22 protein-coding genes are annotated in these 22,607 nt (G+C 66.6%); 6 read left to right on the plus strand and 16 right to left on the minus strand.

The genetic code is table 11. The features are described from left to right. Genes QUV11_RS12830 through hemC form a run of 3 tightly spaced genes read right to left on the minus strand, consistent with a single transcriptional unit; the run spans nt 1 to nt 2,617 of the window. A complete protein-coding gene (locus QUV11_RS12830; protein WP_300883292.1) occupies nt 1–912 on the minus strand; it encodes a hypothetical protein in 912 nt (303 codons plus the stop codon). Continuing rightward, nucleotides 912–1,625, minus strand: coding sequence for a uroporphyrinogen-III synthase (locus QUV11_RS12835; RefSeq protein ID WP_300883293.1), 714 nt, complete (start codon nt 1,623–1,625; stop codon nt 912–914). The genes QUV11_RS12830 and QUV11_RS12835 overlap by 1 nt, the downstream gene beginning before the upstream one ends. Further along, a complete protein-coding gene (gene hemC, locus QUV11_RS12840; protein ID WP_300883294.1) occupies nt 1,625–2,617 on the minus strand; it encodes a hydroxymethylbilane synthase in 993 nt (330 codons plus the stop codon). The genes QUV11_RS12835 and hemC overlap by 1 nt, the downstream gene beginning before the upstream one ends. Nucleotides 2,618–2,658: 41 nt before the next feature. On the opposite strand from hemC, the gene tsaD reads away from it, so the two are divergent. Together tsaD and QUV11_RS12850 are read left to right on the plus strand one after the other, a co-directional pair. After that, nucleotides 2,659–3,705, plus strand: a complete 1,047-nt coding sequence (tsaD, locus tag QUV11_RS12845; protein ID WP_300883295.1) for a tRNA (adenosine(37)-N6)-threonylcarbamoyltransferase complex transferase subunit TsaD — start codon at nt 2,659–2,661, stop codon at nt 3,703–3,705. Next, nucleotides 3,702–4,691 (plus strand): NAD(P)H-dependent glycerol-3-phosphate dehydrogenase, encoded by a 990-nt coding sequence (locus QUV11_RS12850; RefSeq protein ID WP_300883296.1) that lies wholly within the window; start codon nt 3,702–3,704, stop codon nt 4,689–4,691. The genes tsaD and QUV11_RS12850 overlap by 4 nt, the downstream gene beginning before the upstream one ends. A gap of 360 nt (nt 4,692–5,051) precedes the next feature. On the opposite strand, the gene QUV11_RS12855 is transcribed toward QUV11_RS12850, so the two are convergent. Further along, nucleotides 5,052–5,852 (minus strand): SDR family NAD(P)-dependent oxidoreductase, encoded by an 801-nt coding sequence (locus QUV11_RS12855; protein WP_300883297.1) that lies wholly within the window; start codon nt 5,850–5,852, stop codon nt 5,052–5,054. Nucleotides 5,853–6,099: 247 nt separating this feature from the next. Here QUV11_RS12855 and pepN point away from each other — a divergent pair, with 247 nt between their 5' ends. The 4 genes from pepN to QUV11_RS12875 all read left to right on the plus strand — a co-directional run bounded on the left by pepN (nt 6,100) and on the right by QUV11_RS12875 (nt 12,689). Next, nucleotides 6,100–8,742 carry an aminopeptidase N gene (gene pepN, locus QUV11_RS12860; protein WP_300883298.1) on the plus strand — a complete coding sequence of 881 codons (2,643 nt, stop codon included), beginning with the start codon at nt 6,100–6,102 and terminating at the stop codon, nt 8,740–8,742. 117 nt (nt 8,743–8,859) lie between these two features. After that, nucleotides 8,860–9,624 (plus strand): peptidoglycan editing factor PgeF, encoded by a 765-nt coding sequence (pgeF, locus tag QUV11_RS12865; RefSeq protein WP_300883299.1) that lies wholly within the window; start codon nt 8,860–8,862, stop codon nt 9,622–9,624. Between the two features lie 154 nt (nt 9,625–9,778). Then, the gene (locus tag QUV11_RS12870; RefSeq protein ID WP_300883300.1) at nt 9,779–11,182 is read left to right on the plus strand and encodes a DASS family sodium-coupled anion symporter; all 1,404 of its coding nucleotides are present in this window, start codon (nt 9,779–9,781) and stop codon (nt 11,180–11,182) included. A gap of 181 nt (nt 11,183–11,363) precedes the next feature. Further along, complete coding sequence (locus QUV11_RS12875) at nt 11,364–12,689, plus strand: cystathionine gamma-synthase family protein (RefSeq protein ID WP_300883301.1); 1,326 nt, start codon at nt 11,364–11,366, stop codon at nt 12,687–12,689. 42 nt (nt 12,690–12,731) lie between these two features. Here QUV11_RS12875 and QUV11_RS12880 read toward each other — a convergent pair whose 3' ends face one another. From QUV11_RS12880 to QUV11_RS12935, 12 genes are all read right to left on the minus strand, one after another. Next, the gene (locus tag QUV11_RS12880) at nt 12,732–13,913 is read right to left on the minus strand and encodes a glycosyltransferase family 1 protein (RefSeq protein ID WP_300883302.1); all 1,182 of its coding nucleotides are present in this window, start codon (nt 13,911–13,913) and stop codon (nt 12,732–12,734) included. A gap of 56 nt (nt 13,914–13,969) precedes the next feature. Further along, entirely contained in the window at nt 13,970–14,899 is a 930-nt protein-coding gene (locus QUV11_RS12885; RefSeq protein ID WP_300883303.1) for a hemolysin family protein, read from the minus strand. Nucleotides 14,900–14,963: 64 nt separating this feature from the next. Then, entirely contained in the window at nt 14,964–15,458 is a 495-nt protein-coding gene (ybeY, locus tag QUV11_RS12890; protein ID WP_300883304.1) for an rRNA maturation RNase YbeY, read from the minus strand. A 135-nt stretch (nt 15,459–15,593) separates the two neighbouring features. After that, nucleotides 15,594–16,706: a PhoH family protein gene (locus QUV11_RS12895; protein WP_300883305.1), complete on the minus strand. Its 1,113-nt coding sequence runs from the start codon at nt 16,704–16,706 to the stop codon at nt 15,594–15,596. Continuing rightward, a complete protein-coding gene (gene miaB, locus QUV11_RS12900; RefSeq protein WP_300883306.1) occupies nt 16,706–18,106 on the minus strand; it encodes a tRNA (N6-isopentenyl adenosine(37)-C2)-methylthiotransferase MiaB in 1,401 nt (466 codons plus the stop codon). The genes QUV11_RS12895 and miaB overlap by 1 nt, the downstream gene beginning before the upstream one ends. A gap of 12 nt (nt 18,107–18,118) precedes the next feature. Further along, a complete protein-coding gene (locus tag QUV11_RS12905; protein ID WP_300883307.1) occupies nt 18,119–18,958 on the minus strand; it encodes a 1-acyl-sn-glycerol-3-phosphate acyltransferase in 840 nt (279 codons plus the stop codon). A 6-nt stretch (nt 18,959–18,964) separates the two neighbouring features. Beyond that, nucleotides 18,965–19,387 (minus strand): Fur family transcriptional regulator, encoded by a 423-nt coding sequence (locus tag QUV11_RS12910; RefSeq protein ID WP_300883308.1) that lies wholly within the window; start codon nt 19,385–19,387, stop codon nt 18,965–18,967. Between the two features lie 158 nt (nt 19,388–19,545). Beyond that, entirely contained in the window at nt 19,546–19,974 is a 429-nt protein-coding gene (locus QUV11_RS12915; protein WP_300883309.1) for a MucR family transcriptional regulator, read from the minus strand. A gap of 170 nt (nt 19,975–20,144) precedes the next feature. Further along, complete coding sequence (locus QUV11_RS12920) at nt 20,145–20,702, minus strand: GNAT family N-acetyltransferase (protein WP_300883310.1); 558 nt, start codon at nt 20,700–20,702, stop codon at nt 20,145–20,147. A gap of 5 nt (nt 20,703–20,707) precedes the next feature. After that, complete coding sequence (tsaB, locus tag QUV11_RS12925) at nt 20,708–21,370, minus strand: tRNA (adenosine(37)-N6)-threonylcarbamoyltransferase complex dimerization subunit type 1 TsaB (protein WP_300883311.1); 663 nt, start codon at nt 21,368–21,370, stop codon at nt 20,708–20,710. 12 nt (nt 21,371–21,382) lie between these two features. Continuing rightward, nucleotides 21,383–21,982 carry a malonic semialdehyde reductase gene (locus tag QUV11_RS12930; RefSeq protein ID WP_300883312.1) on the minus strand — a complete coding sequence of 200 codons (600 nt, stop codon included), beginning with the start codon at nt 21,980–21,982 and terminating at the stop codon, nt 21,383–21,385. A gap of 49 nt (nt 21,983–22,031) precedes the next feature. Further along, nucleotides 22,032–22,607, minus strand: coding sequence for a NifU family protein (locus QUV11_RS12935; RefSeq protein ID WP_300883333.1), 576 nt, complete (start codon nt 22,605–22,607; stop codon nt 22,032–22,034).

Here is a 22,607-nt window from a genome sequence, read left to right on the forward strand (position 1 = left end):
CTAATTCGCAGGCGGTTTGGGTGCCAGCGGCGAGGCCTGCTCGATCGGCTGGCCAGCGGCATCGCGCAGCCCGCGCGGCTCAAGAATGGCGGCGCTCTCGATGATATCGAGCGCACGGCGCGCTTCGGCATAGACTCGCGCCTTGGCCAGCCAGTCGGCAGCCTTGTTGCGCCCGGGCAGCCGCTCGATCTCGCCCAACGCCGCCTCGACGCGTCCGGCCTCGAGATAGCGTTTGGCGCGCTGCAGCCGCTGCGAGGGCGTCTGCGATTGGCTGCCCTGCTGCTCGACCACGAACAGCTCGCTGGCCTCGCGCTGCAGCGCATCCCAGAAGCCTTCATCGTCAGCACGGCCCGAGACGATCGAGGGTCCGATCTCCTCGAGCTGGGTGCGCAACTGGTCCATCGTGACAGGATTGCGCGCGGCGCGCACGATGGTGGCGACCGCATTGGGCTGGGCCGCGCCGAAGCGGAGCTGCAACTGCCCTTCGAGATATCCCAAGGCCGACGCGCGATCGAGCGCGCGCCGCGCAGCGAACGCGATCAACAGCCCTTCGGCACGCCCGGCATTGCCCGAAGCCTCCTGCGCCTGCACGTTGATCAGCGACAGGCGGTTCTCGAGTTCCGCGACGCGAACGTCGAGCGCGCGCGAGGGCGGCGGACCGCCGAGCATTCCGCCCGGCATCATCGGCGGCGGATCGCCGACCCCGGGATTGGCCGGATCGGCCATGATCACATTCGGGTCTAGCGCGGTCTGCACGGGCGCCGCCGGAGCATCGCCGAACCAGCCCGATCGGGTGATCAGCCAACCCGACAGGATCGCGCCGCCGACAAAGGCAAGCGCCAGCAGCAGCAGCAAGGTCCGGCCGCTGGCCCCTGACGAGGATTGGCCCGGGCGGTGGGTCTCGGGGGTCATCATGTCTCCGGTTGGTGATTGCGCAGATCATGCTGGCACAGGGCGTCCGCCACGTCCAGCAATGCCCGGTCGTCGGTGGCGGACGCAACCCGCACCGCGGCCCAGCCCTCGCCTGCCGCGTCGACCAATGCCGGCGCGAACAGCGCAAGGCTGATCCGGCTGCGGTCCAGCCCGGCCGCATCGACCAGCGCCGCGAAATGCGCCGCTGCGCGCGCCGAATGCAGCAGGACGACGCAGCGGTCCTCCAGCGCATCGCGCAGGGCATCGGGCATCGGCAGCGCGCGCGAGCGGTAGACGATGCGGGTATCGATCGCGAGGCGGCTGTCGGGCAGGTCGACGCGATCCTCGCCCGCCAGCCGCAGGATGTGCAGGTGTCCGTCGTCGGCCAGCATCGGCAGCAAGGCGGCAAGCCCGCCCTGCCCCTGGCCGCGCACCCGGAAACCCAGGTCCAGCGCCATCCGCGCGGTCTTGCCGCCGACGGCATAGACGGGAATGTCCTTGAGATCCGCCAGCGCCGGGCCGCCATGGCGAAAGACATTGGCGCTGCCGACCAGCAGCGCGTCATAGGCCGATGGATCCGCAGGCGTCCAGGCGACCTGCTCGATGGCGAACAGCGGCGTTACCAGCGGATCATGCCCGGCGGCGCGCAAGGCTTGCGCGGTCGCGGTCGCGCCGGGCTGAGGGCGCAGCACAATGATCCTCGGCAACGTCATCAGCCTGCCCGGAACAGCCGCGTGATGGTTTCGGGGGCTCGGGCCAGCAGATCGGCGGCGAGCTGTGCCGGCGCGCCGGGATCGTCTGCGGCAAAGGTTATCTCGCCCGCGACATGCTGCGCGCCGTCCTCCGAATACAGCACCGAGCGCAGATGGATCGTCGTGCCCGCAATCCGCGCCAGCGCCGCGATCGCCGAATGGCAATCGCCGCCCAGCGCCTCGAGCAGCGCGCGTTCGGCCATCACGCACGCCGATGTCGGCGCATCGTCGATCCCGCCGATCAGCGCGCGCATCGGGTCATCGTCGCGGCGCACCTCTATCCCGACCGCGCCCTGCGAAGGCGCGGGCAGCCAGACATCGGTCTCGAGCCGCACCGAGGCGATGCCGGGCAGCGTCTCGCCCAGCCGGTCGAGCCCGGCGGCAGCGAGCAAGGTCGCGTCGGCTTCGCCGCTCTGCAGTTTGCCGATGCGGGTGGCGACGTTGCCGCGGAACAGCACCGGCACGACATCGGGCCGGATCTGGCGGATCTGCGCGGCGCGGCGCGGCGAGCTGGTGCCGAAGCGCGCGCCGTGCGGCAGCGCCTCGATGCTGGTCGCGCCCAGCAGCACATCGCGCACATCGGCGCGCGGCAGCATCGCGGCGAGAACGAAGGCTTCGGGGCGGATCGTCTCGACATCCTTCATCGAATGCACCGACAGATCGATCGTGCCGCCGCCCAGCGACCAGTCGAGCTCGCGCGTCCAAAGTGCCTTGCCGCCGACATCGGCAAGCGGGCGATCGGTGATCTTGTCGCCGCTCGCCACCACCGGCGACAGCTCGACCTGATCCTCCGACAGACCCCAGCGTGCGCGCAGCGCGGCGGCGGTCATGTGCGCCTGCGCCATCGCCAGCGGCGATGCACGGGTGCCCAGCCGGATCGGCCGGTCGGCGAGGATTTCGGCGATGCCTTCGGGCAGGTCGGCGCGGGCGCCGGGGTGCAATGTCTCTCCCATGCACCTTGTGCTAGCGGCCAATAGCGATAAGGGAAAGCCCCATGGCAATCATCCTCGGCATCGAATCGAGCTGCGATGAAAGCGCGGCCGCACTGATCGGCTCCGATCGCAGCATCCTGGCGCACCGGCTGGCGGGGCAGGAAGACGCGCACCGGCCTTATGGCGGCGTGGTGCCCGAGATCGCGGCGCGCGCACACGTCCAGATACTCACCCCGCTGATCGCAGCCGCGCTCAAGGACGCAGGGATGACGCTCGACGATGTCGATGCGGTCGCCGCCACGGCGGGTCCCGGGCTGATCGGCGGCGTGATGGTCGGGCTGGTTACCGCCAAGGCGCTGGCGATGGCGGCGGGCAAGCCGCTGATCGCGGTCAACCATCTCGAAGGCCATGCGCTTTCGCCGCGGCTCGCCGATGCGAGCCTCGAGTTCCCCTATCTGCTGCTGCTGGTTTCGGGCGGGCATTGCCAGATTTTGCGGGTCGACGGCGTCGGCCAGTATCGCCGGCTGGCGACAACGATCGACGATGCCGCAGGCGAAGCGTTCGACAAGACCGCCAAGATCCTGGGGCTGGGCTATCCCGGCGGACCCAAGGTCGAGGCGCTGGCCAAGACCGGCGATGCCAAAGCGGTGCCGCTGCCCCGGCCGTTGCTGGGGAGCGCCGAGCCGCATTTCTCGTTCGCGGGCCTGAAAAGCGCGGTGCTGCGCGCGGCGCAATCGGGCAACTATCGGCCCGAGGATATCGCCGCGAGCTTTCAGGCGGCGGTGGTGGACTGCTTGGTTGATAGGTTGGAGAAGGCGCTGTCTGCATCGGTCGGAGAGGGTACAAAGCCTCGCACGCTTGTCGTCGCAGGCGGGGTGGCCGCAAACGGCGCGATCCGTTCGGCGCTCGAGGCGCTCGCCGCGCGGCACGATATGGGTTTTGTCGCGCCGCCCTTGTGGCTGTGCACCGACAATGCCGCGATGATCGGCTGGGCGGGCGCGGAGCGGTTTGCGCTGGGGCTGACCGATCCGCTGGACATCGCCGCGCGGCCGCGCTGGCCGCTCGATCCTCTGGCGGAAACCGCGCGCGGGGCAGGAGTGAAGGCATGAGCGAGGACAAACCGACCATCGGCGTGATCGGCGGCGGCGCATGGGGCACCGCGCTGGCGCAGATGCTGGCGAGCGACGGCCGCGCCGTGCTGCTCTGGGCGTTCGAGCCCGCGGTGGTCGAGGAGATCAACACGCGGCACCGCAACAGCGCCTATCTTTCCAGCATTGCGCTGAACCCAGCGATCCGCGCGACGGGCGATCTTGCCGCTCTGGCCGATTGCCCGCTGCTGCTGGTGGTGACGCCCGCGCAGCATATGCGCCGCGTGCTGGCGGGACTGCCCCCGGGCGATGCCGATCTGGCGTTGTGCTGCAAGGGCATCGAGGAAGCGACCGGCGATCTGATGGTGGATGCCGCGCGCGCCGCAGCGCCCGGTCGCCCGCTTGCCGTGCTCTCCGGCCCGACCTTTGCGCACGAGGTCGCCAACGGCCAGCCCACTGCGGTGACGTTGGCGTGCGAGGACGAAGCGCAATGGGACCGCATCGCGCCGCAGATCGCGCGCCCGGCCTTCCGCCCCTATTTCACCACCGACATCACCGGCGCCGAGATCGGCGGCGCGGTCAAGAACGTGCTCGCGATCGCCTGCGGCGTGGTCGACGGGCTTGGGCTGGGGCAAAACGCCCGCGCCGCGCTGATCGCGCGCGGCTTTGCCGAGATGACCCGCTTCGGCCTCGCCTGCGGGGCGCAGGCGGAGACGCTGTCGGGGCTGTCGGGGCTGGGCGATCTGGTGCTGACCTGCTCGTCGGTCAGCTCGCGCAACTTCTCGCTGGGCAAGGCGCTGGGCGAGGGCCGCAACGCCTCCGAAGTGCTCGCCGACCGCGCAACCGTCGCCGAAGGCGCGTTTACCGCACCGGTGCTGCAACGCGTGGCGCGCGACCGCGGCGTGGCGATGCCGATCGTCGACACGGTGTGCGCGCTGCTCGCGGGCGAGGTCGCAGCGGGCGCGGCGGTGGCCGCGCTGCTGGCAAGGCCACTGACAGCGGAGTGAGCCTTCAAAGCCCTCCCCCTCGATGGGGGAGGGTTGGGTGGGGGTGATCTCTCCGGATTGAGCTGGGGGCGCGCCGTTGCGCTGTTGCACCCAGCCGAACCCTCACCCTCACCGCTGCGACTAGGCAGCAAGCTGCCAAGTCTCGCTGCCTCTCCCATCAAGGGAGAGGCGAATAGGGGCACCTCTCCCATCAAGGGAGAGGCGAAACGTGCAATTCCTCTCCCCTCCCGCTTGCGGGAGGGGCAGCGCGGCTTGCCGCGCGGGGTGGGCCTGTAAAGGATGGCGCGCACCGCTCGCCTGCGGCTCGCGCCCACCCCGGCCTGCGGCCACCCCTCCCGCAAGCGGGAGGGGAGAGAGCGGTCACTCCCCCGCCAAGATCCCCGCCAGCCCGGCCTCGTAATCCGGATAGCGCAACGCCCAGCCCAGCAGCCTTTTCGCCTTGCCGTTCGCGACGCGGCGGTTTTCGGCGTAGAAGCCCAGCGCCATCGGCGAGAGGTTCGCCTGTTCGAGCGTCTGCAGCGGCGGCGGGGGCACGGCCAGCAACCGGCACGCGGCCTCGATCACCCGGTTCTGCGAGCAGGGCAGATCATCGCCCAGATTGTACACCCCCGGCGGCCCGGCGAACGACGCGATCACCCCGCCGGCGATATCCTCGACATGCACCCGGCTGAACACCTGGCCGGGCAGGTCGATGCGCTTGGCGTTGCCCTCGCGCACCCGGTCGAGCGCGCTGCGGCCGGGACCGTAAATCCCCGGAAGCCGCAGCACATGGACTCGGTCATCGAGCGCCTGCCAGTCGAGATCGGCCTGGGTGCGCGCGTTGCGCCGCCCGGTACCGACCACCGCGCCTTCATCGACCCACGCGCCGCGCGCATTGCCATAGACTCCGGTGGACGACAGATAGCCGATCCAGCGCGCGGGCGCGGCACGCATCGCGTCGGCATAGGCGCTGAGCACCGGGTCCGCGCCGGTCGCGCGGTCGGGGGGGACGCTCGAGAGGATATGGGTCGCGGCGGCCAGCGCGGCGTGGACCGCGGCGGCATCGGCAAAGTCCGCGTCTCCGCCGCGCCCGGTGCCGTGGACCTGCCAGCCTTGCGCGCGAAGACGCCGGGCGAGGTGCGAGGCGGTGTAGCCCATGCCGAAAATGAAGAGGGTGTTCATGCGGGAACACTACCCTTGCGTGGCCTCCAATCAACCCGTTCTCTCGTCACCCCCGCGAACGCGGGGGTCCCGCTTCCTGGCCACGGTCGCACAAAAGCGGGATTCCCGCGTTCGCGGGAATGACGGGTGGGGGTGATTTGCGCCACCTTTTCCGCGTTCCCGAGCGAAGTCGAGGGACGCATGCGCATAGGTGTCGACGCGCACTCCCATCATTGTGCAATCCCCGCCCCCGCATTAGGGTCACACCATGGCAGACATCCAGACCGCAACCGCCACCCCGGCAATAGCAGAACCCCAGGTTATCCGCCGCGCCGATTACCGGCCGCCCGACTGGTGGGTGCGGACGGTCGCGCTCGAGTTCGACCTCGATCTGTCCGCCACGCAGGTATCCGCGACGCTTCAGATCGAGCGCAATGGCGATCATGACCAGCCGCTCAGGCTCGATTGCGACGGCGCGCTGCCGCTGACGCTCACCATCGATGGCGTGGCAGCGAACTGGCGCCAGGAAGGCGACACCATCGCGGTCGATGTCTCCGCACCCAACGCCACCGTGCACATCACCACGCAGATCGCGCCCGATACCAACACCCAGCTGATGGGGCTGTTCGCCTCCAACGGCATGCTGTGCACCCAGTGCGAGGCCGAGGGCTTCCGCCGGATCATCCCGTTCGTCGACCGGCCCGACAACATGGCGGTGTACGAAGTGCTGCTGCGCGCCGACAAGACGCGCTTCCCGGTGCTGCTCGCCAACGGCGCGCTGGTCGATGCGGGCGATCTCGAAGACGGTCGTCACTATGCGCGCTGGCACGATCCGCACCCCAAGCCGAGCTATCTGTTCGCCTTGGTGGCAGGCGATCTGGTCGCGACCCGCGATCATTTCACCACCAAGTCGGGAACGCCGGTCGACCTCGCCATCTATGTCCGCGCCGGCGACGAGGGCCGCACCGCGCACGCGATGCAGGCGCTCAAGGCCTCGATGGCGTGGGACGAGCAGGTTTATGGCCTCGAATACGATCTGCCGGTGTTCAACATCGTCGCGGTCAGCGATTTCAACATGGGGGCGATGGAGAACAAGGGCCTCAACATCTTCAATTCGCGCTACATCCTCGCCGACCCCGACACCGCGACCGATTATGATTACGACGCGATCGAGGGCGTGGTCGCGCACGAATATTTCCACAACTGGTCGGGCAACCGCGTCACCTGCCGCGACTGGTTCCAATTGAGCCTCAAGGAAGGCTTCACCGTCTATCGCGACCAGTGCTTCTCCGCCGATATGGGATCCGAGGCGGTCAAGCGGATCGAGGATGTGCGCATGCTGCGCGCGGCGCAGTTTCCCGAGGATGCAGGGCCCTTGGCGCACCCGATCCGGCCCGACAGCTATATGGAGATCAGCAACTTCTACACCTCGACGATCTACAACAAGGGCGCCGAGGTTATCCGCATGATGGCGACGATGGCAGGGCCCGAGCGGTTTCGCGCCGGGTGCGACCTGTATTTCCAGCGGCATGATGGCGAGGCTGCGACCTGCGAGGATTTTGTCCGCGCGATGGAGGACGGCGCCGGGCTCGACCTTTCCCAGTTCCGCCGCTGGTACGAGCAGGCGGGAACGCCGCAGGTGCAGGCGCGGCTCGAGCATGACGCCGACACCGCCACCGCCACGCTGCATCTGCGCCAGCAGTTCGCACCGACGCCGGGCCAGAGCGACAAGCCGCTGATGCCGATCCCGTTGCGCACCGCATTGATCGACCGCGACATGAAGGCGCATCGCGGCGAGGAACTGGTGATGCTGTCGCAAGCCGAGCAGAGCGTCAGCTTTACCGGCTTCGACCGCCCGCCGGTGTTGTCGATCAACCGCGGCTTTTCCGCGCCGGTGACGCTCGATATCGCGCGCCGCAGCGGCGATCTTTTGTTCCAGGTGCGGCATGATGATGATCCGTTCGCGCGCTACGAGGCGCTGCAGCAGCTGGTCATCGACCGGCTGATCGCCGATATCGCCGACAGGGACGGACCCGGCGACCGATCGGGCGCCAGCATGGACCGCGCCGCGCCGCTCGACGAGATCGTGTCGGTGTTCGGCGATCTGGTCAGCGACCAGCGGCTCGACGATTCGATGCGCGCCGAGATTCTGAGCCTGCCGACCGAGGCGTTTCTGGGCGAGCAGATGCTGGTCGTGCGCCCCGAGGCGATCCACGCGGCACGCAGGGACCTGCGCCGGGCGATCGGCTCCAGGCTGATCGATCCATGGCGGATCGTGCACGAGCGTGCCTGCGCGGTGCCGTATTCACTGAGCCGCGAGGCGCGAGGCGCGCGCAAGGTCAAGTCGCTGGCGCTGGGCTATATCGCCTCGGCCGAAGCGCCTGACGCGGGTAAAATCGCGTTCGACCAGTTCGCGCGCGCGGACAACATGACCGACCGGCAGGGCGCGACGATGGTGCTCGCCAGCATGGCCTGCGACGAGCGCGAAACCGCGCTCGACAGCTTCTACAACCGCTATTGCGGCAATGCCCTGGTCATCGACAAATGGTTCTCGCTGCAGAGCGGATCATCGCACCCCAAGGTCTATGACCAGACGCGCGAACTGATCCGGCATAAGGATTTTACGCTGACCAACCCCAACCGGGTGCGCGCGCTGTATTGGCCGTTCGTCTCCAACCAGGCCGAATTCCATCATGCCAGCGGACGCGGCTATGAGCTGCTCACCGATCTGGTGCTGCGGCTCGATCCGATCAATCCGCAGACCACCGCGCGCTTCATCGCGCCACTGGGCCGCTGGCGCCGGTTCGACGAGGCGCGCGCGGGCTTGATGCGCGGCTGCCTCGAGCGGATCAAGGCGCAGCCTGGATTGTCGAAGGATACGACCGAACAGGTGGTGAAGAGCCTTGAGTAAAGCACAGCACACTCCCCTCCCCTTCAGGGGAGGGGCCGGGGGTGGGGGCGAAATTTGCGCCGCTGCGTCTCTCGTCCCATTCCCCACCCCAACCCCTCCCCTGAAGGGGAGGGGCTCATGAGCCTCCCTCTCCTCACCTCGCCCGCACTCGGCGGCATCGCGCACGGTTTCACCGGACGGCGCGGCGGGGTTTCGAGCGGGTTGCTCGCGGGGCTCAACGTCGGTCTCGGGGCGGATGATGATCCTGTCGCGGTGGCGGAAAACCGGCGACTGGCAGCGCAGGCGATCCTGCAGGGCGCGGCGCTGGTGACGCTGCATCAGGTGCACAGCGCCGATGTCATCCACGTGACCGAGCCTATACCTACCGACCAGCGCCCCAAGGCCGATGCGATGGTCACCGACCGGCCCGGGCTGCTGCTCGGCGTATTGGGCGCGGACTGCCCGCCGATCCTGTTTGCCGACGAGGCCGCGCAGATCGTGGGCGCCGCGCATTCGGGCTGGAAGGGCGCGTTTGCCGGGGTCGGCGAGGCGACCGTCGATGCTATGGAGAAGCTGGGCGCCGACCGCAGCCGGATCGTCGCCGCGATCGGGCCGTGCATCCAGCAGAAGAGCTATGAGGTCGACGCCGGCTTCTTCGTCCGCTTTTGCGAGGCGGACCCGGAGAACGAGCGCTTCTTCCGCGAAGGCCGGCCCGATCACTACCAGTTCGATCTGGAAGGCTTCATCGCCGCCCGGCTTGCCGGCTGCGGCATCGGCACGGTGCATATGAGCGGGGTCGATACCTATTCGGACGCGGCAGGCTATTACAGCTTCCGCCGCGCCACGCACCGCGGCGAGCCCGATTACGGACGGCAGATGGGGGGAATTGGGTTGCGGCCATAAGTCTCCCCTCCCGCAAGCGGGAGGGGCAGGTTCAGCTTGCTGAACCGGGGTTGGCCAGGAGCACTAGGGGCAGTTCAGGCCCACCCCGGCTTCGGCTGCGCCTCAGCCACCCCTCCCGCAAGCGGTAGGGGAGATAGAATATGAAAGGTTCGCATTGACCAACATTTGGGGGCTAATCATCGGCGTGCTGGGCTTTGCGCTCACGCTTGTCCTGCCCGCGCCCGCCGGCATGGGGCCGGAGGCGTGGAGCACCGCGGGGCTGGTGTGGTGGATGGCGGCGTGGTGGATGACGCAGGCCGTGCCGCTCACCGTCACCGCGTTGCTGCCGTTCATCGTGCTGCCGCTGACCGGGGTGATGAGCGCCAACGCGATCGCATCGGAATATTATTCGCCGATCCTGTTCCTGATTCTGGGCGGCGCATTTCTGGCGCTAGCGATCGAGCGGGTGGGGCTGCACAAGCGCCTGGCGCTCGCGATCATCAACCGCTCGGGCCATACCACCAGCCGGCTGCTGCTCGCCTTCATGATCGCCACCGCGGTGCTCTCGATGCTGATCTCGAACACCTCGACCGCGCTGATCATGGTGCCGATCGCCAGCGCGGTGCTGCTGGCGGGCGGGCTCAAGGCAGGCGAGACCGAAGGCCTGCCCGGCGCGCTGATGATGGGAATCGCCTTTGCCGCCTCGATCGGCGGCCTTGGCACGCTGGTCGGATCGCCGACCAATGCGATCGCCGCCGGACTGCTCGAAAAGAGCACCGGCCTGCAGATCGGCTTTGCCGAATGGGCGGCCTATGGCCTGCCGATCGTGATCCTAGGAATCCCGATCGCGGCGTTCATCCTCGCCCGGGTGCAGCGGCTCGCCGCCTTTCCGTTCGATGTCGATGCCGCACGCAGCGCGATTGCGCGGCAGAGCGCCTGGAGCGTCCCCGAACGGCGGCTGATGCCAGTGATCGGGCTGGTGGTCGGCGCGTGGATTTTGCAGCCCTGGCTGAGCGGCCTGCTCCCCGCCGGCGCGCTGACCGATGGCTCGATCGCGGTGATCGCCGGGATCGCGCTGTTCATCCTGCCCGACGGCACCGGCCGCCCGATGCTGGTCTGGCCCGAAGCCAACCGCGCGCCATGGGATGTGATCATGATGTTCGGCGGCGGTCTGGCGCTGGCGGCGGGAATCGGCGAGTCCGGGCTCGACAGCTGGATCGGCACCGCGCTCGAACCGCTGGCGGGCGTGCCGCTGATCGTCGTCGCGCTGACATTGACCGGCCTGGTCATCCTGGTCACCGAGTTTGCCAGCAACGTCGCGACCGCCAGCGGGGTGATGCCCGTGGTCGCGGCGCTGATCGTCACATTGGGCGTCGATCCGGTGCTGCTCGCGATGCCGGTGGCGATGGCGGCGAGCTGGGGCTTCATGCTGCCCTCGGGCACCGGCCCCAATGCCATCGCCTGGGCCAGCGGCAACATAGCGTTGCCGCGCCAGCTCAAGGCCGGGCTTCTGCTCGACATCGCGGGCGTTCCCCTCATGGTGGGCACGATCTGGGCGGTTTCTTTTGTAATCAGTTGATCGGTCGGGCATAGATGGCCGCATAACAAGGGCCGGGATATTCCCAGCACCCACACCCGCTCAACCTGAGCCTGTCGAAGGTCCCGCGCCCACGCTGGCGGTTTCCCGTGGCCTTCGACAGGCTCAGGCTGAGCGGAGGGTGGAGCCGGTATAGATCCGCCCCAACCGCAGGAACCCAATCATGACCGACACGCCCGTCAAGCCGATCACCACCCCCACCCCGCGCCGCAAGCCCAAGCCCAAGGTCGCGACCCTGGGCGGACGCAAGCTCAAGCCCGCCACCTTGATGATGGGCCATGGCTTCGACCCGGTGCTCTCCGAAGGATCGCTCAAGGCGCCGATCTTCCTCACCTCGACCTTTGCATTCGAGAACGCTGCAGCGGGCAAGCGCCATTTCGAGGGGCTGACCGGCAAGCGCCCCGGCGGCGCCGAAGGTCTGGTCTATTCGCGGTTCAACGGCCCCAACCAGGAGATCCTCGAAGATCGCCTGAGCATCTGGGACGATGCCGAGGATTCCTTGGTGTTTTCCAGCGGCATGTCGGCGATCGCGACCTTGCTGCTCGCTTATTGCAGCAACAACGATGTCATCGTCCATTCGGGCCCGCTTTATGCCGCGACCGAGACGATGATCGCGCGTATCCTGTCGCGCTTCGGCATCACCTATCTCGATTTTCCCGCCGGCGCGACCCGCGACGAGATCGACATGGTTATGGAGCAGGCCAGGGACATGGCGGCCAAGCAGGGCGGCCGGGTCGCGATGATCTACCTCGAAAGCCCCGCCAACCCGACCAATGCGCTGGTCGATATCGAGGCGGTGGCGGCTTCGCGCGACGCGGTGCTGGGCGGTGAGACCCCGACCCCGATCGCGATCGACAACACCTTCCTGGGTCCGCTGTGGCAGCAGCCGCTGCACCACGGTGCGGACATCGTGGTCTACAGCCTGACCAAATATGTCGGCGGGCACAGCGATCTGGTCGCAGGCGGGCTATCGGGCCCCAAGAAGTGGATGGACCCGGTGCGCGCGCTGCGCAACACCATCGGCACGATCTGCGACCCCAACACCGCTTGGATGCTCATGCGCAGCCTCGAGACGGTCGAACTGCGGATGAACCGCGCCGGCGAGAACGCGGCGAAGGTCTGCGAATTCCTCGCGCAGCACCCCAAGGTCGACGGTCTGGGCTATCTCGGCATGATCCAGGATGCCCGCCAGAAGGACATTTACGATCGCCACTGCACCGGCGCGGGATCGACCTTCTCGCTGTTTATCAAGGGCGGCGAGGCCGAAAGCTTCCGTTTCCTCGATTCGATGGTGATCGCCAAGCTGGCGGTCAGCCTGGGCGGCACCGAGACGCTCGCCAGCCACCCGGCGGCGATGACCCATCTGTCGGTGCCCGATGCGCGCAAGGCGGCGCTCGGCATCACCGACAATCTGGTGCGGATCTCGATCGGCGTCGAAGACCCCGACGATCTGATCGCCGATTTCGAGCAGGCGCTCGAAGCGGTGTGATATCCGGTCCGGCCCTCGGCATGTCCGGGGGCCGGATAACGCTCAGCGGATGGCGCGGTAGGGCACGCCGCCGGTGCCCGCCTGACGCTGGCGGATCAGCCGGATATAGGTCTGCGCCAGACCGCCGTTGATCCGGTCCCAGCTGTACTTCTCGCTGCGCCGAATACCCGCCTCGCCATGCGCCTGGCGCAGCGCGGCATCGCCGCAATAAGCCTGCAGCGCATCGGCGAACTCCACGGTCGCACCCGGGCGGACGAGCTGTCCGGTCACCCCGTGCTCGACCAGGCTTTCGCTGCCGGTCGCGCGCGCGGCGACCACCGGCAGCCCGCACGCCATCGCCTCGAGCGTGACGTTGCCGAAGGTCTCGGTGATCGACGGGTTGAAGAACAGGTCCATGCTGGCGACCGCGCGGCCGAGGTCGGCCCCGCCCTGAAAGCCTGCGAACACCGCGCCGGGCAACCGCGATTCGAACCAGCCACGCGCTGGCCCCTCGCCGACCACCAGCACCTGATGCTTGACGTTGCGACGGATCAGCCGGTCGATCGAATCGGAAAAGACGTCGAGCCCCTTTTCCATCACCAGCCGCCCGAGAAAGCCGATGACGGGCACGTCGTCGGCCAGGCCGAGGCCTCGCCGCCAGTCCATGTCGCGGACCTGCGGATTGAAGATGTGCTTGTCGACGCCGCGCGACCAGATGCCGACATCATAGCTCATCCGCTGTTCGCGCAGCACCTGCGCCATCGAATCGGACGGCGCGACGATGGCGTCGCACTTGCGGTACAGCCGGCGCAGGAACGCCTCGAGCAGCGGCTCCAGAAACGCCATGTTGTAATAGCGCGGATAGGTCTCGAACCGGGTGTGCACCGATCCCAGCACCGGCAGGTTGTGCTTCTGCGCCCAGCGCACCGCGCTGTGCCCCGCGCTGTCGGGGCTGGAAACATGCACGATGTTGGGCGCGAAGCGGTTGAGGTCCTTCTTCACCGATGGCGGCAGGATATGGGTCACCCGATATTCGCTGCGCCCGGGGATCGGCAGCGACGGCAGGCTGACCAGATCGCCCGCCGGCTCGAACGCCGGCGTCTTGGTGGTGGGCGAATAGACCCGCACCGCCGCGCCATGCTCGAGCAGCCAGCCCACCAGCCGGTTCAGCGCCTGGTTGGCACCGTCGCGCACATAGTTGTAATTGCCGCTGAACAGCGCAATGCGAAGGTCGGATATATCCATGATCGCGACGCCTTAGGCGCGCGCGTTCCGAAAAGCCAGAGCGCGCGCAAGGCCGGTCATGCCTGCAAGGCGATCGCTTCGGCGGGTGGCAACAGGCGGATGCGGGTGACGCGGCGTTCGTCGCCGTCGACGATCTCAAGCCGCCATCCGCCGGGGTGATCCAGCACCCGTCCGGGTGCCGGCACCTCGCCCGCCAGGATGAAGGCCAGCCCGCCCAGCGTATCGACATCCTCGTCGATCTCGCCCAGCGAGGCGTGGATCAGCTTGGCGACATCCTCGAGCTCGGCGCGGGCATCGGCGTCCCAGCTTCCGTCCTCGCTCAGCGTCACCAAAGTCTCGGGCTCGTCGTCGTGCTCGTCCTCGATATCGCCGACGATTTCCTCGACCAGGTCCTCGATCGTCACCAGCCCTTCGGTGCCCGAATATTCGTCGATGACGATGGCAAGGTGCGTGCGGGTCTGGCGCATTTCGGCGAGCAGATCGAGCACGCCCATGGTTTCGGGCACAAAGCGCGGCTGGCGGATCAGCGCATCCCAGGTCTCGGGGCGCGGACCGTCGGTCGCGATGATCGGGAAGACGTCCTTGATGTGGACCATGCCGACGATGTGATCGAGCGAGCCTTCATACACCGGAACGCGGCTGTGGCCGTGTTCGGCGAAGATTTCCACCAGCGCATCGAAGCTGGCGTTCTTGTCGATTGCGATGATGTCGCTGCGCGGCACGGCGACGTCGTCGACATCGTGCTCGCTGAAGTGCAGCAGGTTGCGCAGCATCTCGCGCTCGACGCGCGAGAGGTCTCCCTTGGCGGAAGATCCATCGCCATCGTCGTCGTCCTCATGCTCGTCGATCGCCTCTTCGAGCTGGGCGCGCAGTGACTGATCGTGGTGTTCTCCGAATAGCAGGGCCTTCAGACCCCGCCAAATTCGTCCCGTTCCCTCGTCGCTTGCGGACGCTTTACCGCCGCCATTACTGTCTGCGTCTGCCATGACTGGCTGTATCTTAACCCCGCTCTTGGTTGTCTTGGGAAACTCACGCGTGCATTACGCCGCGTCAATATGGATTGTCCAACCCTAAATTGGCAAGCGCTTTCACTTCAAGCTCTTCCATGTGCACCGCATCGGCCTCCTCGATATGGTCATAGCCGACCAGATGCAGCGCGCCATGCGCGACCAGATGGGTCGCATGGGCTTCGATCGAAACCCCCTTCTCCGCAGCCTCGGCAGCGCAGGTCTGGAACGCGAGCATGATGTCGCCGAGCAAGACCTCGCCGTCATCGGTGTTGGCCAGAGCATCGATCATGTCGGGCTCGACCATCGGGAAGGACAGCACGTTGGTGGGCCTGTCCTTGCCGCGATAATCACGGTTGAGCGCGTGGACCTCGTCGTCCGAGCCGAAATGGACGCTGACCGAGACGGTGAAGCGGGCATCGGCAAGGCTGCCATAAGGACTGACGGCAAGCGCAGCGGCGACCGCGCGGCTGGCGAGCGATTCCCAGTCGGTGTCCGTGGGCCACAGCGGGTCTGTGGAGGTTTCGGTTTCGATCATGTCATGTCACGCATTCGATCTAACCTCTCCCGCATTCCCGAGCGAAGTCGAGGGACGCGCGCGCTACTGTCGCGCATACGTCCCTCGACTTCGCTCGGGAACTCGGAAATGTTGCACGTGTGAGGCGCGAAGGCCTCACGCATCCTTGCCCTCATAGGCCTCCACGATCCGGCCGACGATCGGGTGGCGGACCACGTCGGCGGCGGTGAAGCGCACGGTGCCGATGCCCTGCACACCCTCGAGCTTGGTGACCGCATCGGCCAGGCCCGAAGCCCCTACGCCGCCGGGAAGGTCGACCTGCTTGGGGTCGCCGCAGATCACCATCCGGCTGTTCATGCCGAAGCGGGTCAGGAACATCTTCATCTGCGCAGGCGTGGTGTTCTGCGCCTCGTCCAGGATGATGAAGCTGTCGGCCAGGGTGCGTCCGCGCATGAAGGCGAGCGGGGCAATCTCGATCTCGCCGCTGGCGATGCGGCGCTCGACCTGTTCGGCGGGCAAGGTGTCGTACAGCGCGTCGTAAAGCGGGCGCAGATACGGATCGACCTTTTCCTTCATGTCGCCGGGCAGGAAGCCCAGCCGCTCGCCCGCCTCGACCGCGGGGCGCGACAGGATCAGCCGGTTGACGCTGCCGGTGATCAGCTGGCTGACCGCCTGCGCCACCGCCAGATAGGTCTTGCCGGTGCCCGCCGGGCCCAAGGCGAAGATGATGTCGTCGCGGACCAGCGAGCCCATATACTCGGTCTGCGTGGCAGAGCGCGGCACGATGGTCTTCTTGCGCGTGCGGATCATGATACCGGGGGGCTGGGCGACATCGCTGCGCACGATGCCTTCGAGCGTGGGCTCGGCCGACATGCTGATCAACGCCTCGACCGCGCCTTCATCGATATCCAGACCCTGTTCGATCCTTTTGTGCAGCCCGACCAGCACGTCGCGGGCGCGCGCCGCACTTTCGGCCTCGCCTTCGATCTGGATGCGGTTGCCGCGCGCGGCGATATATACCCCCAGCCGGTTCTCGATTGCGACCAGGTTCTTGTCGAACTGGCCGAACAGCGGACCGAGCAATGTCGGCTCGTCGAACTCCACCCCGATCCGCGCCTTGTTGGCGGGTTCAGGCCGGTTGAACGGAAAGTCGGTGCCATAGACCGGGGACAGCTTGGCGCTCTGCGGCTCGGGCTTGCCGCGAAACTTGCCGCCATCGCCGCCGCGCCGATCGCCGCTGCTGCTGCCGCCGCCCTGCTTGCGCGCCATCAGGCGTTCACCAGCGTGAGCGCGCGGCCCTCGAGGCTGTTGGGCCCCGCGGACACGAGTTCGACATCGATCAGGTCACCGATCCTGGCACCATCCGCCATCACATGCACCGATTGCAGCCAGGGCGACTTGCCGACCAGCTGGCCGGGTTTGCGGCCCTGCCGCTCGAGCAGCACCTGGGTGCGCTCGCCGACGGTGGTCTGGTTGAAGGCCTGTTGCTGCGTGTTGAGCAGGTCCTGCAGGCGCTGCAGCCGCTCGTCCATGATTTCGGGGCTGATCTGATCCTCCATATCGGCAGCGGGCGTGCCGGGGCGCGGTGAATACTTGAAACTATAGGCCTGCGCGTAGTTGGCAGCGCGCACGATATCGAGCGTCGCCTCGAAATCCGCCTCGGTCTCGCCGGGAAAGCCGACGATGAAATCACCCGACAGCGCGATATCGGGGCGGCTGCGGCGCACCTTGTCGATGATCGCCAGATAGCTCGCCGCCGTGTGGCTGCGGTTCATCGCCTTGAGAATCCGGTCGCTGCCCGATTGCACCGGCAGATGCAGATACGGCATCAGCTTGGCGATATCGCGGTGCGCCGCGATCAGCCCGTCGGTCATGTCGTTGGGGTGGCTGGTGGTGTAGCGGATGCGCGCGAGCCCGGGCATCTCGGCGAGCTGCTCGATCAGCCCTTCGAGACCCTGATGACGGCCCTTGGCATCCGTGCCTGTCCACGCGTTGACGTTCTGGCCGAGCAGCGTGATTTCCTTCACCCCGCCATCGACCAGCGCCTTGGCCTCGTCGACCAGATCGGCGAATGGGCGGCTGATCTCGGCGCCGCGGGTATAGGGCACCACGCAATAGGTGCAGAACTTGTCGCAGCCTTCCTGCACGGTGAGGAAGGCGGATGGACGCGGCTGCTTGGCGCGCACCGGCAGTGCAGCGAACTTGGTGACCGCGGGCATGTCGGTATCGATCGCGGCCTTTTTCGATCCCGCAAGGGTGTTGTGGCGCGCCTGCTCGATCAGCTGGGGCAGCCGGTGATAGGCCTGGGGCCCGACCACGATATCGACGCTGGGCGCGCGCCGGGCGATTTCCTCGCCCTCGGCCTGCGCAACGCAGCCGGCGACCGCGATCATCGGCTTCGATCCGTCGTCGCGCTTCAGACGGCCGATGTCCGAATAGACCCGCGCCACCGCCTTTTCGCGGATGTGGCAGGTGTTGAGGATGACCAGGTCGGCGTCCTCGCGGCTGGCTGCGGCCTGCATGCCCTGCGCGGCCAGCATCTCGCCCATCCGCTCGCCGTCATAGACATTCATCTGACAGCCGAACGAGGTGACGAAATAGCGGCTGGGCCCGTCCTCCGCTTCGGGAGCGGAAGAGAGCGGCGCGAGTGTATCGGTGGATTGGTTCATGGATGTTACCGGCTATACAGCCGGATCGCGCCCTACGGAAGCACAAAGCGCCGACTCGATCCGCACCCGCGCCTCGGCGGCGATCGCCTTGCGCCCGGGAAAATCCGCCGGGCTGAACGGTTCGAGAAAATGCAGCGTCACCGGGAAGCTGCCCTTGCGGGTGAACAGCCGCAGCGCATTGTTGGGGGCCGTCTCTTCGCCCACCCAGGCGATGTCGCGGGCCTGCGCGCCGTAGTCGAGATACATCGGCTGCACCATCACCTCGGGCGGTGGCGGATCGAGCACCTGCAGCAGCGGCGACTTGAACGGCAGCAAGCTGGTCCCGTCGGTGGTGGTGCCTTCGGGAAAGATGGTGATCGCCCAGGTCTCGCTCAAGGCATCGCGCAGCTCGTTGATCTGCCCGGCAATGCCCATGCGGTTGCCGCGCGATACGAACACGGTGTCGTTGAGCTTGCACAGCCAGCCGACAACCGGCCAGCTCTTGATCCCGTCCTGTGCGACAAAGGCGCTGCCGTTGCGCCCGGCGATCACCGGAATATCCAGCCAGCTCAAGTGGTTGGAGATGTAGAAGACGTTACGCTTGAGCGGTGTGCCGACGATGCTCACGCGCGCGCCGCAGGCGCGGCCGACCAGCCGCAGGAACAATTTGGGCCAGGGATTGGAAAGCCTGAGCACCCGCCAGGTGTAATACAGCGGCACGCAGACGATCAGCGCCAGGACAATCAGCGCCGCCCGCGACGCCAGGCGAACACGGCCGATCAGCCCTGGATCGCACCAGTGCAGATGGGCCATGTCGGGCGTGTCAGGATAAAGCGGCGGCGGAGGCGCTGGCGCCGCGAGAGCCTCGCTCATCCGCGGTCAGTCTTTGCGGTCGATCGAGACGCCGTAAAGCTCCATGCGGTGATCCACCAGCTTGTAGCCGAGCCGCTCGGCGATCAGCTTCTGCAGCGCTTCGAGCTCGGGATCGACGAATTCGATCACCTTGCCGGTCTCGACATCGATCAGATGGTCATGATGCGCCTCGGGCGCGGCTTCGTAGCGCGCGCGGCCATCGCCGAAATCATGCCGGTCGAGAATTCCGGCCTCTTCGAACAGCCGCACCGTGCGATAGACGGTGGCGATCGAAATGCGCGGGTCGATCGCGGAGGCACGTTCGTGCAGCCGCTCGACATCAGGATGATCATCGGCTTCGGAAAGGACGCGGGCGATCACACGCCGCTGATCCGTGATCCGCAGCCCGCGATCGGCGCACAGCGCCTCCAAGTCGATTTTCTGGCGCATGCTGCCCCTTTGATTGCCGTTGCTGGTTCATGCCAGGCCCGCTGCGCACGGATGCAGCACGGTGGCTGGCCGACACGGACAGAACCCGCGTCTGCCAGCCAATTTATCGTGCATCGCTACAATTGCAACCGCCAGCCGTGAACAGCCGGCGGTGACGGTTATTTTACGGGGCGCTTGCCCGGCTTGCGACCCAGGCCGATCTTCTTGGCCAGTTCGCGCCGGGTGGCGGCATAATTCGGGGCGACCATCGGATAATCGGCGGGCAAGTTCCAGCGCGCGCGATAGTCGTCGGGTGTCATGTTGTAGTGCGTCATCAGATGGCGCTTGAGCATCTTGAGCTTTTTGCCGTCTTCGAGGCAGACGATATAGTCGGGCTTGATCGAAGCCCGCACCGAAACTGCAGGTTCGGGACGCTCGACTTCGGCCACCACTTCAGATGGCGACAGGCCATTGAGCGCACGATGGACGTTCTCGATAAGGGTGGGAATGTCTGCCACGGCAACGCTGTTGTTGCTGACATGCGCTGCCACAATATCGGCTGTCAGCGTGATCAGCGTTTCGTGCATTTCAAAGTCGGTGTCCGCCATGATGAATGATCCCGTTTCTATCTTTTGATTAACGACCCTTAATCCGGAACTTTGCCCGGACGCGGGCGGTATGCAAGAACAGACTGCCATCGTCAATGTCAATATGACTGACGTGCAGTACCGGAATTGGAATTGTAACATAACAACAGGGCATTTGCGCACGCAAATGCTTATAATGTCAGCGCCAATGTCAATGCATCATACAGTTGAGAATCGACGCCCTTGTAGTAATTCTTGCGGATACCGACCTGTCGGAAGCCGAATTTGTGGTAAAGATGACTGGCTGGATTATTGCTGCGCATTTCCAGAAAAATTCGTTCGACTCCCGCATCTTGCGCATTGTCGATGACTTGGGTGAGCAGCGAAGAACCCGCCCCAAAATGACGCCATTGTGGCGTAACTGCAATCAAGAGCAGTTCTTCTTCGTCGCCGGTGCGTCGTGACATAGAAAAACCGATCGGCTGACCGGGCCCTGCATGATCGCCTGACTGCTCCGACGTCCGCCCGAAGGACCGCTCTGCAATCGCGGGAATTTCGGCGATGATCGTGTGCGTCAGTGGCATGGCGAGCATCGAGCGCGCCTGGCTGTGGTTCCAGGCCTCGCCATAGACCGGGTCGAACGCCGCCTGCATCACCTGCATGATCGGGCCGAGCGCCTCCTCGGCGGCCATGCCGGACACCAGCCGGATGACCGGCGGATCGCAGGAAGGATCGCGGGCGCCGGTCATAGCAGTCAGCCTGGGGTAACGGCTTTTGCGGGCGGACGGGCCGCCATCGGGGTAGCATCGGCGCCGCGGCCATAAACCGGTTCGACCGGCAAATTGCGGGCATCGGCTGCCAGCAGCAGCGCGGCGCGCGCATCGGGCAGCAACGGCATCGCCACACCAGAACCGCGCGCGGCGACCAGCGCCTCGGCCATCGAGCCTGCAACATGGGTGCGCGCCGAGGCAGCGGCGGCGGCCTCGGGGGAGAGCGAAGCCAGCGCTCCGCTCGCGGTGCCATGGCGATCGAACCCCTGCACGAAATACTCGCCATGGCCGCCGGTCATCACCACATCGACCCCGCCGGGATCGGCGATGTCGCCCAACGCCATCGCCGCGACCAGGGAATGGGTCGAATAGCCGCTGACCTGGGCGTTCCATGCCATGGCCAACGCGCGCGCGGCCGCCAGCCCGACGCGCACGCCGGTAAAGCTGCCCGGGCCGCAATTGACCAATATGGCGTCGGCCCGGCCATGGCCGGGCAGGCCCGCGATCATCGGCACCAGCCGCTCGGCATGGCCGCGGCCCATCACGGCGTGGTCGCTGGCGATCAGCACCGTGCCCGCGAACAGCGCGACCGAACACGCCTCGGTGGCGGTGTCTATCACGAGCAGGGTATCGGGGTCGGGCGTCATACCCGCGAACCGCTAGCTGATTGTGTTGAAGCGGTCAAAACCGGGGCGAGGGCTGCGCTCGAAAATCGTCTCCGGATCGCCATAGCCCAATGTCGAGATGAAGTTGGACCGCACATTGGGCTGGTCGGCAAAGAAGGCCGCATCGACCGCGGCGTTGTCGAAGCCCGACATCGGTCCGGTATCGAGCCCCAGCGCGCGCGCCGCCATGATAAAATAGGCCCCCTGCAGCGAGGAGTTGCGCAGCGCCGACACCCGGCGGAACTCGGCCTTGTCGTCGCCGGTGAACCAGCTGCGCGCATCGGTGTGCGGAAACAGCTCGGGCAACAGCTCGTGAAACTCGAGGTCCATGCCGATCACCACCGACACCGGCGCTGCCAGGATCTTCTTGGCATTGGCTTCCATGCAGCCATCGGCCAGCTTGCGCTTGGCCTCGTCCGACACGCACCACACCAGCCGCGAGGGCAGCATGTTGGCCGAGGTCGGCCCCATCTTCATCAGGTCCCAGATCGCATGCAGCTGCTGGGTCGAGACGGGCTGGTCGGTATAGCCGTTATAGGTTCGTGCGGTGCGGAAGAGCTGGTCGAGCGCGGCAGTATCGAGCGGTGCGGTCATATAAAGAGCGGTTCCTTGTCGAAGGGAGCAGATGGGGTTGGCCGCGCGATCAGGCGGCGCGGACCTCGGTCACTTCGGGGACATAATGCTTGAGCAGCGATTCGATGCCGTGCTTGAGCGTCGCGCTCGACGACGGGCAACCCGAGCAGGCGCCCTGCATCTGCAGATAGACCACGCCCTTGTCGAAGCCGCGATAGAGGATATCGCCGCCGTCATTGGCGACCGCCGGGCGGACGCGGGTTTCGATCAGTTCCTTGATCTGCGCGACGATGTCCTCGTCCTCGGGGTTGCTCGGCCAGTCGGAATCTTCGGCTGGAACCGCGATGCCGGCAGCGCTCGCCGCGCGGAACAGCGGCATATCGGCCGAGAAATGATCGAGCAGCACCGAAAGCACATCGGGTTTGAGGCCCGACCAGTCGGTGCCCGGCCCTGCGGTGACCGAAATGAAGTTGTGCCCGAAGAACACGCCGGTGACGTCGCCCAGACCGAACAGCGCCTCGGCAAGCGGCGAAGCCTCGGCCTCCTCGGGCGAAGCGAAATCGCGCGTGCCCATATCCATGACCTTGCGGCCCGGAAGGAACTTCAGCGTGGCGGGGTTCGGCGTGGTTTCGGTTTCTATCAGCAT

It is taken from the genome of Blastomonas sp. (assembly GCF_030373265.1).
Lineage (GTDB): Bacteria > Pseudomonadota > Alphaproteobacteria > Sphingomonadales > Sphingomonadaceae > Blastomonas.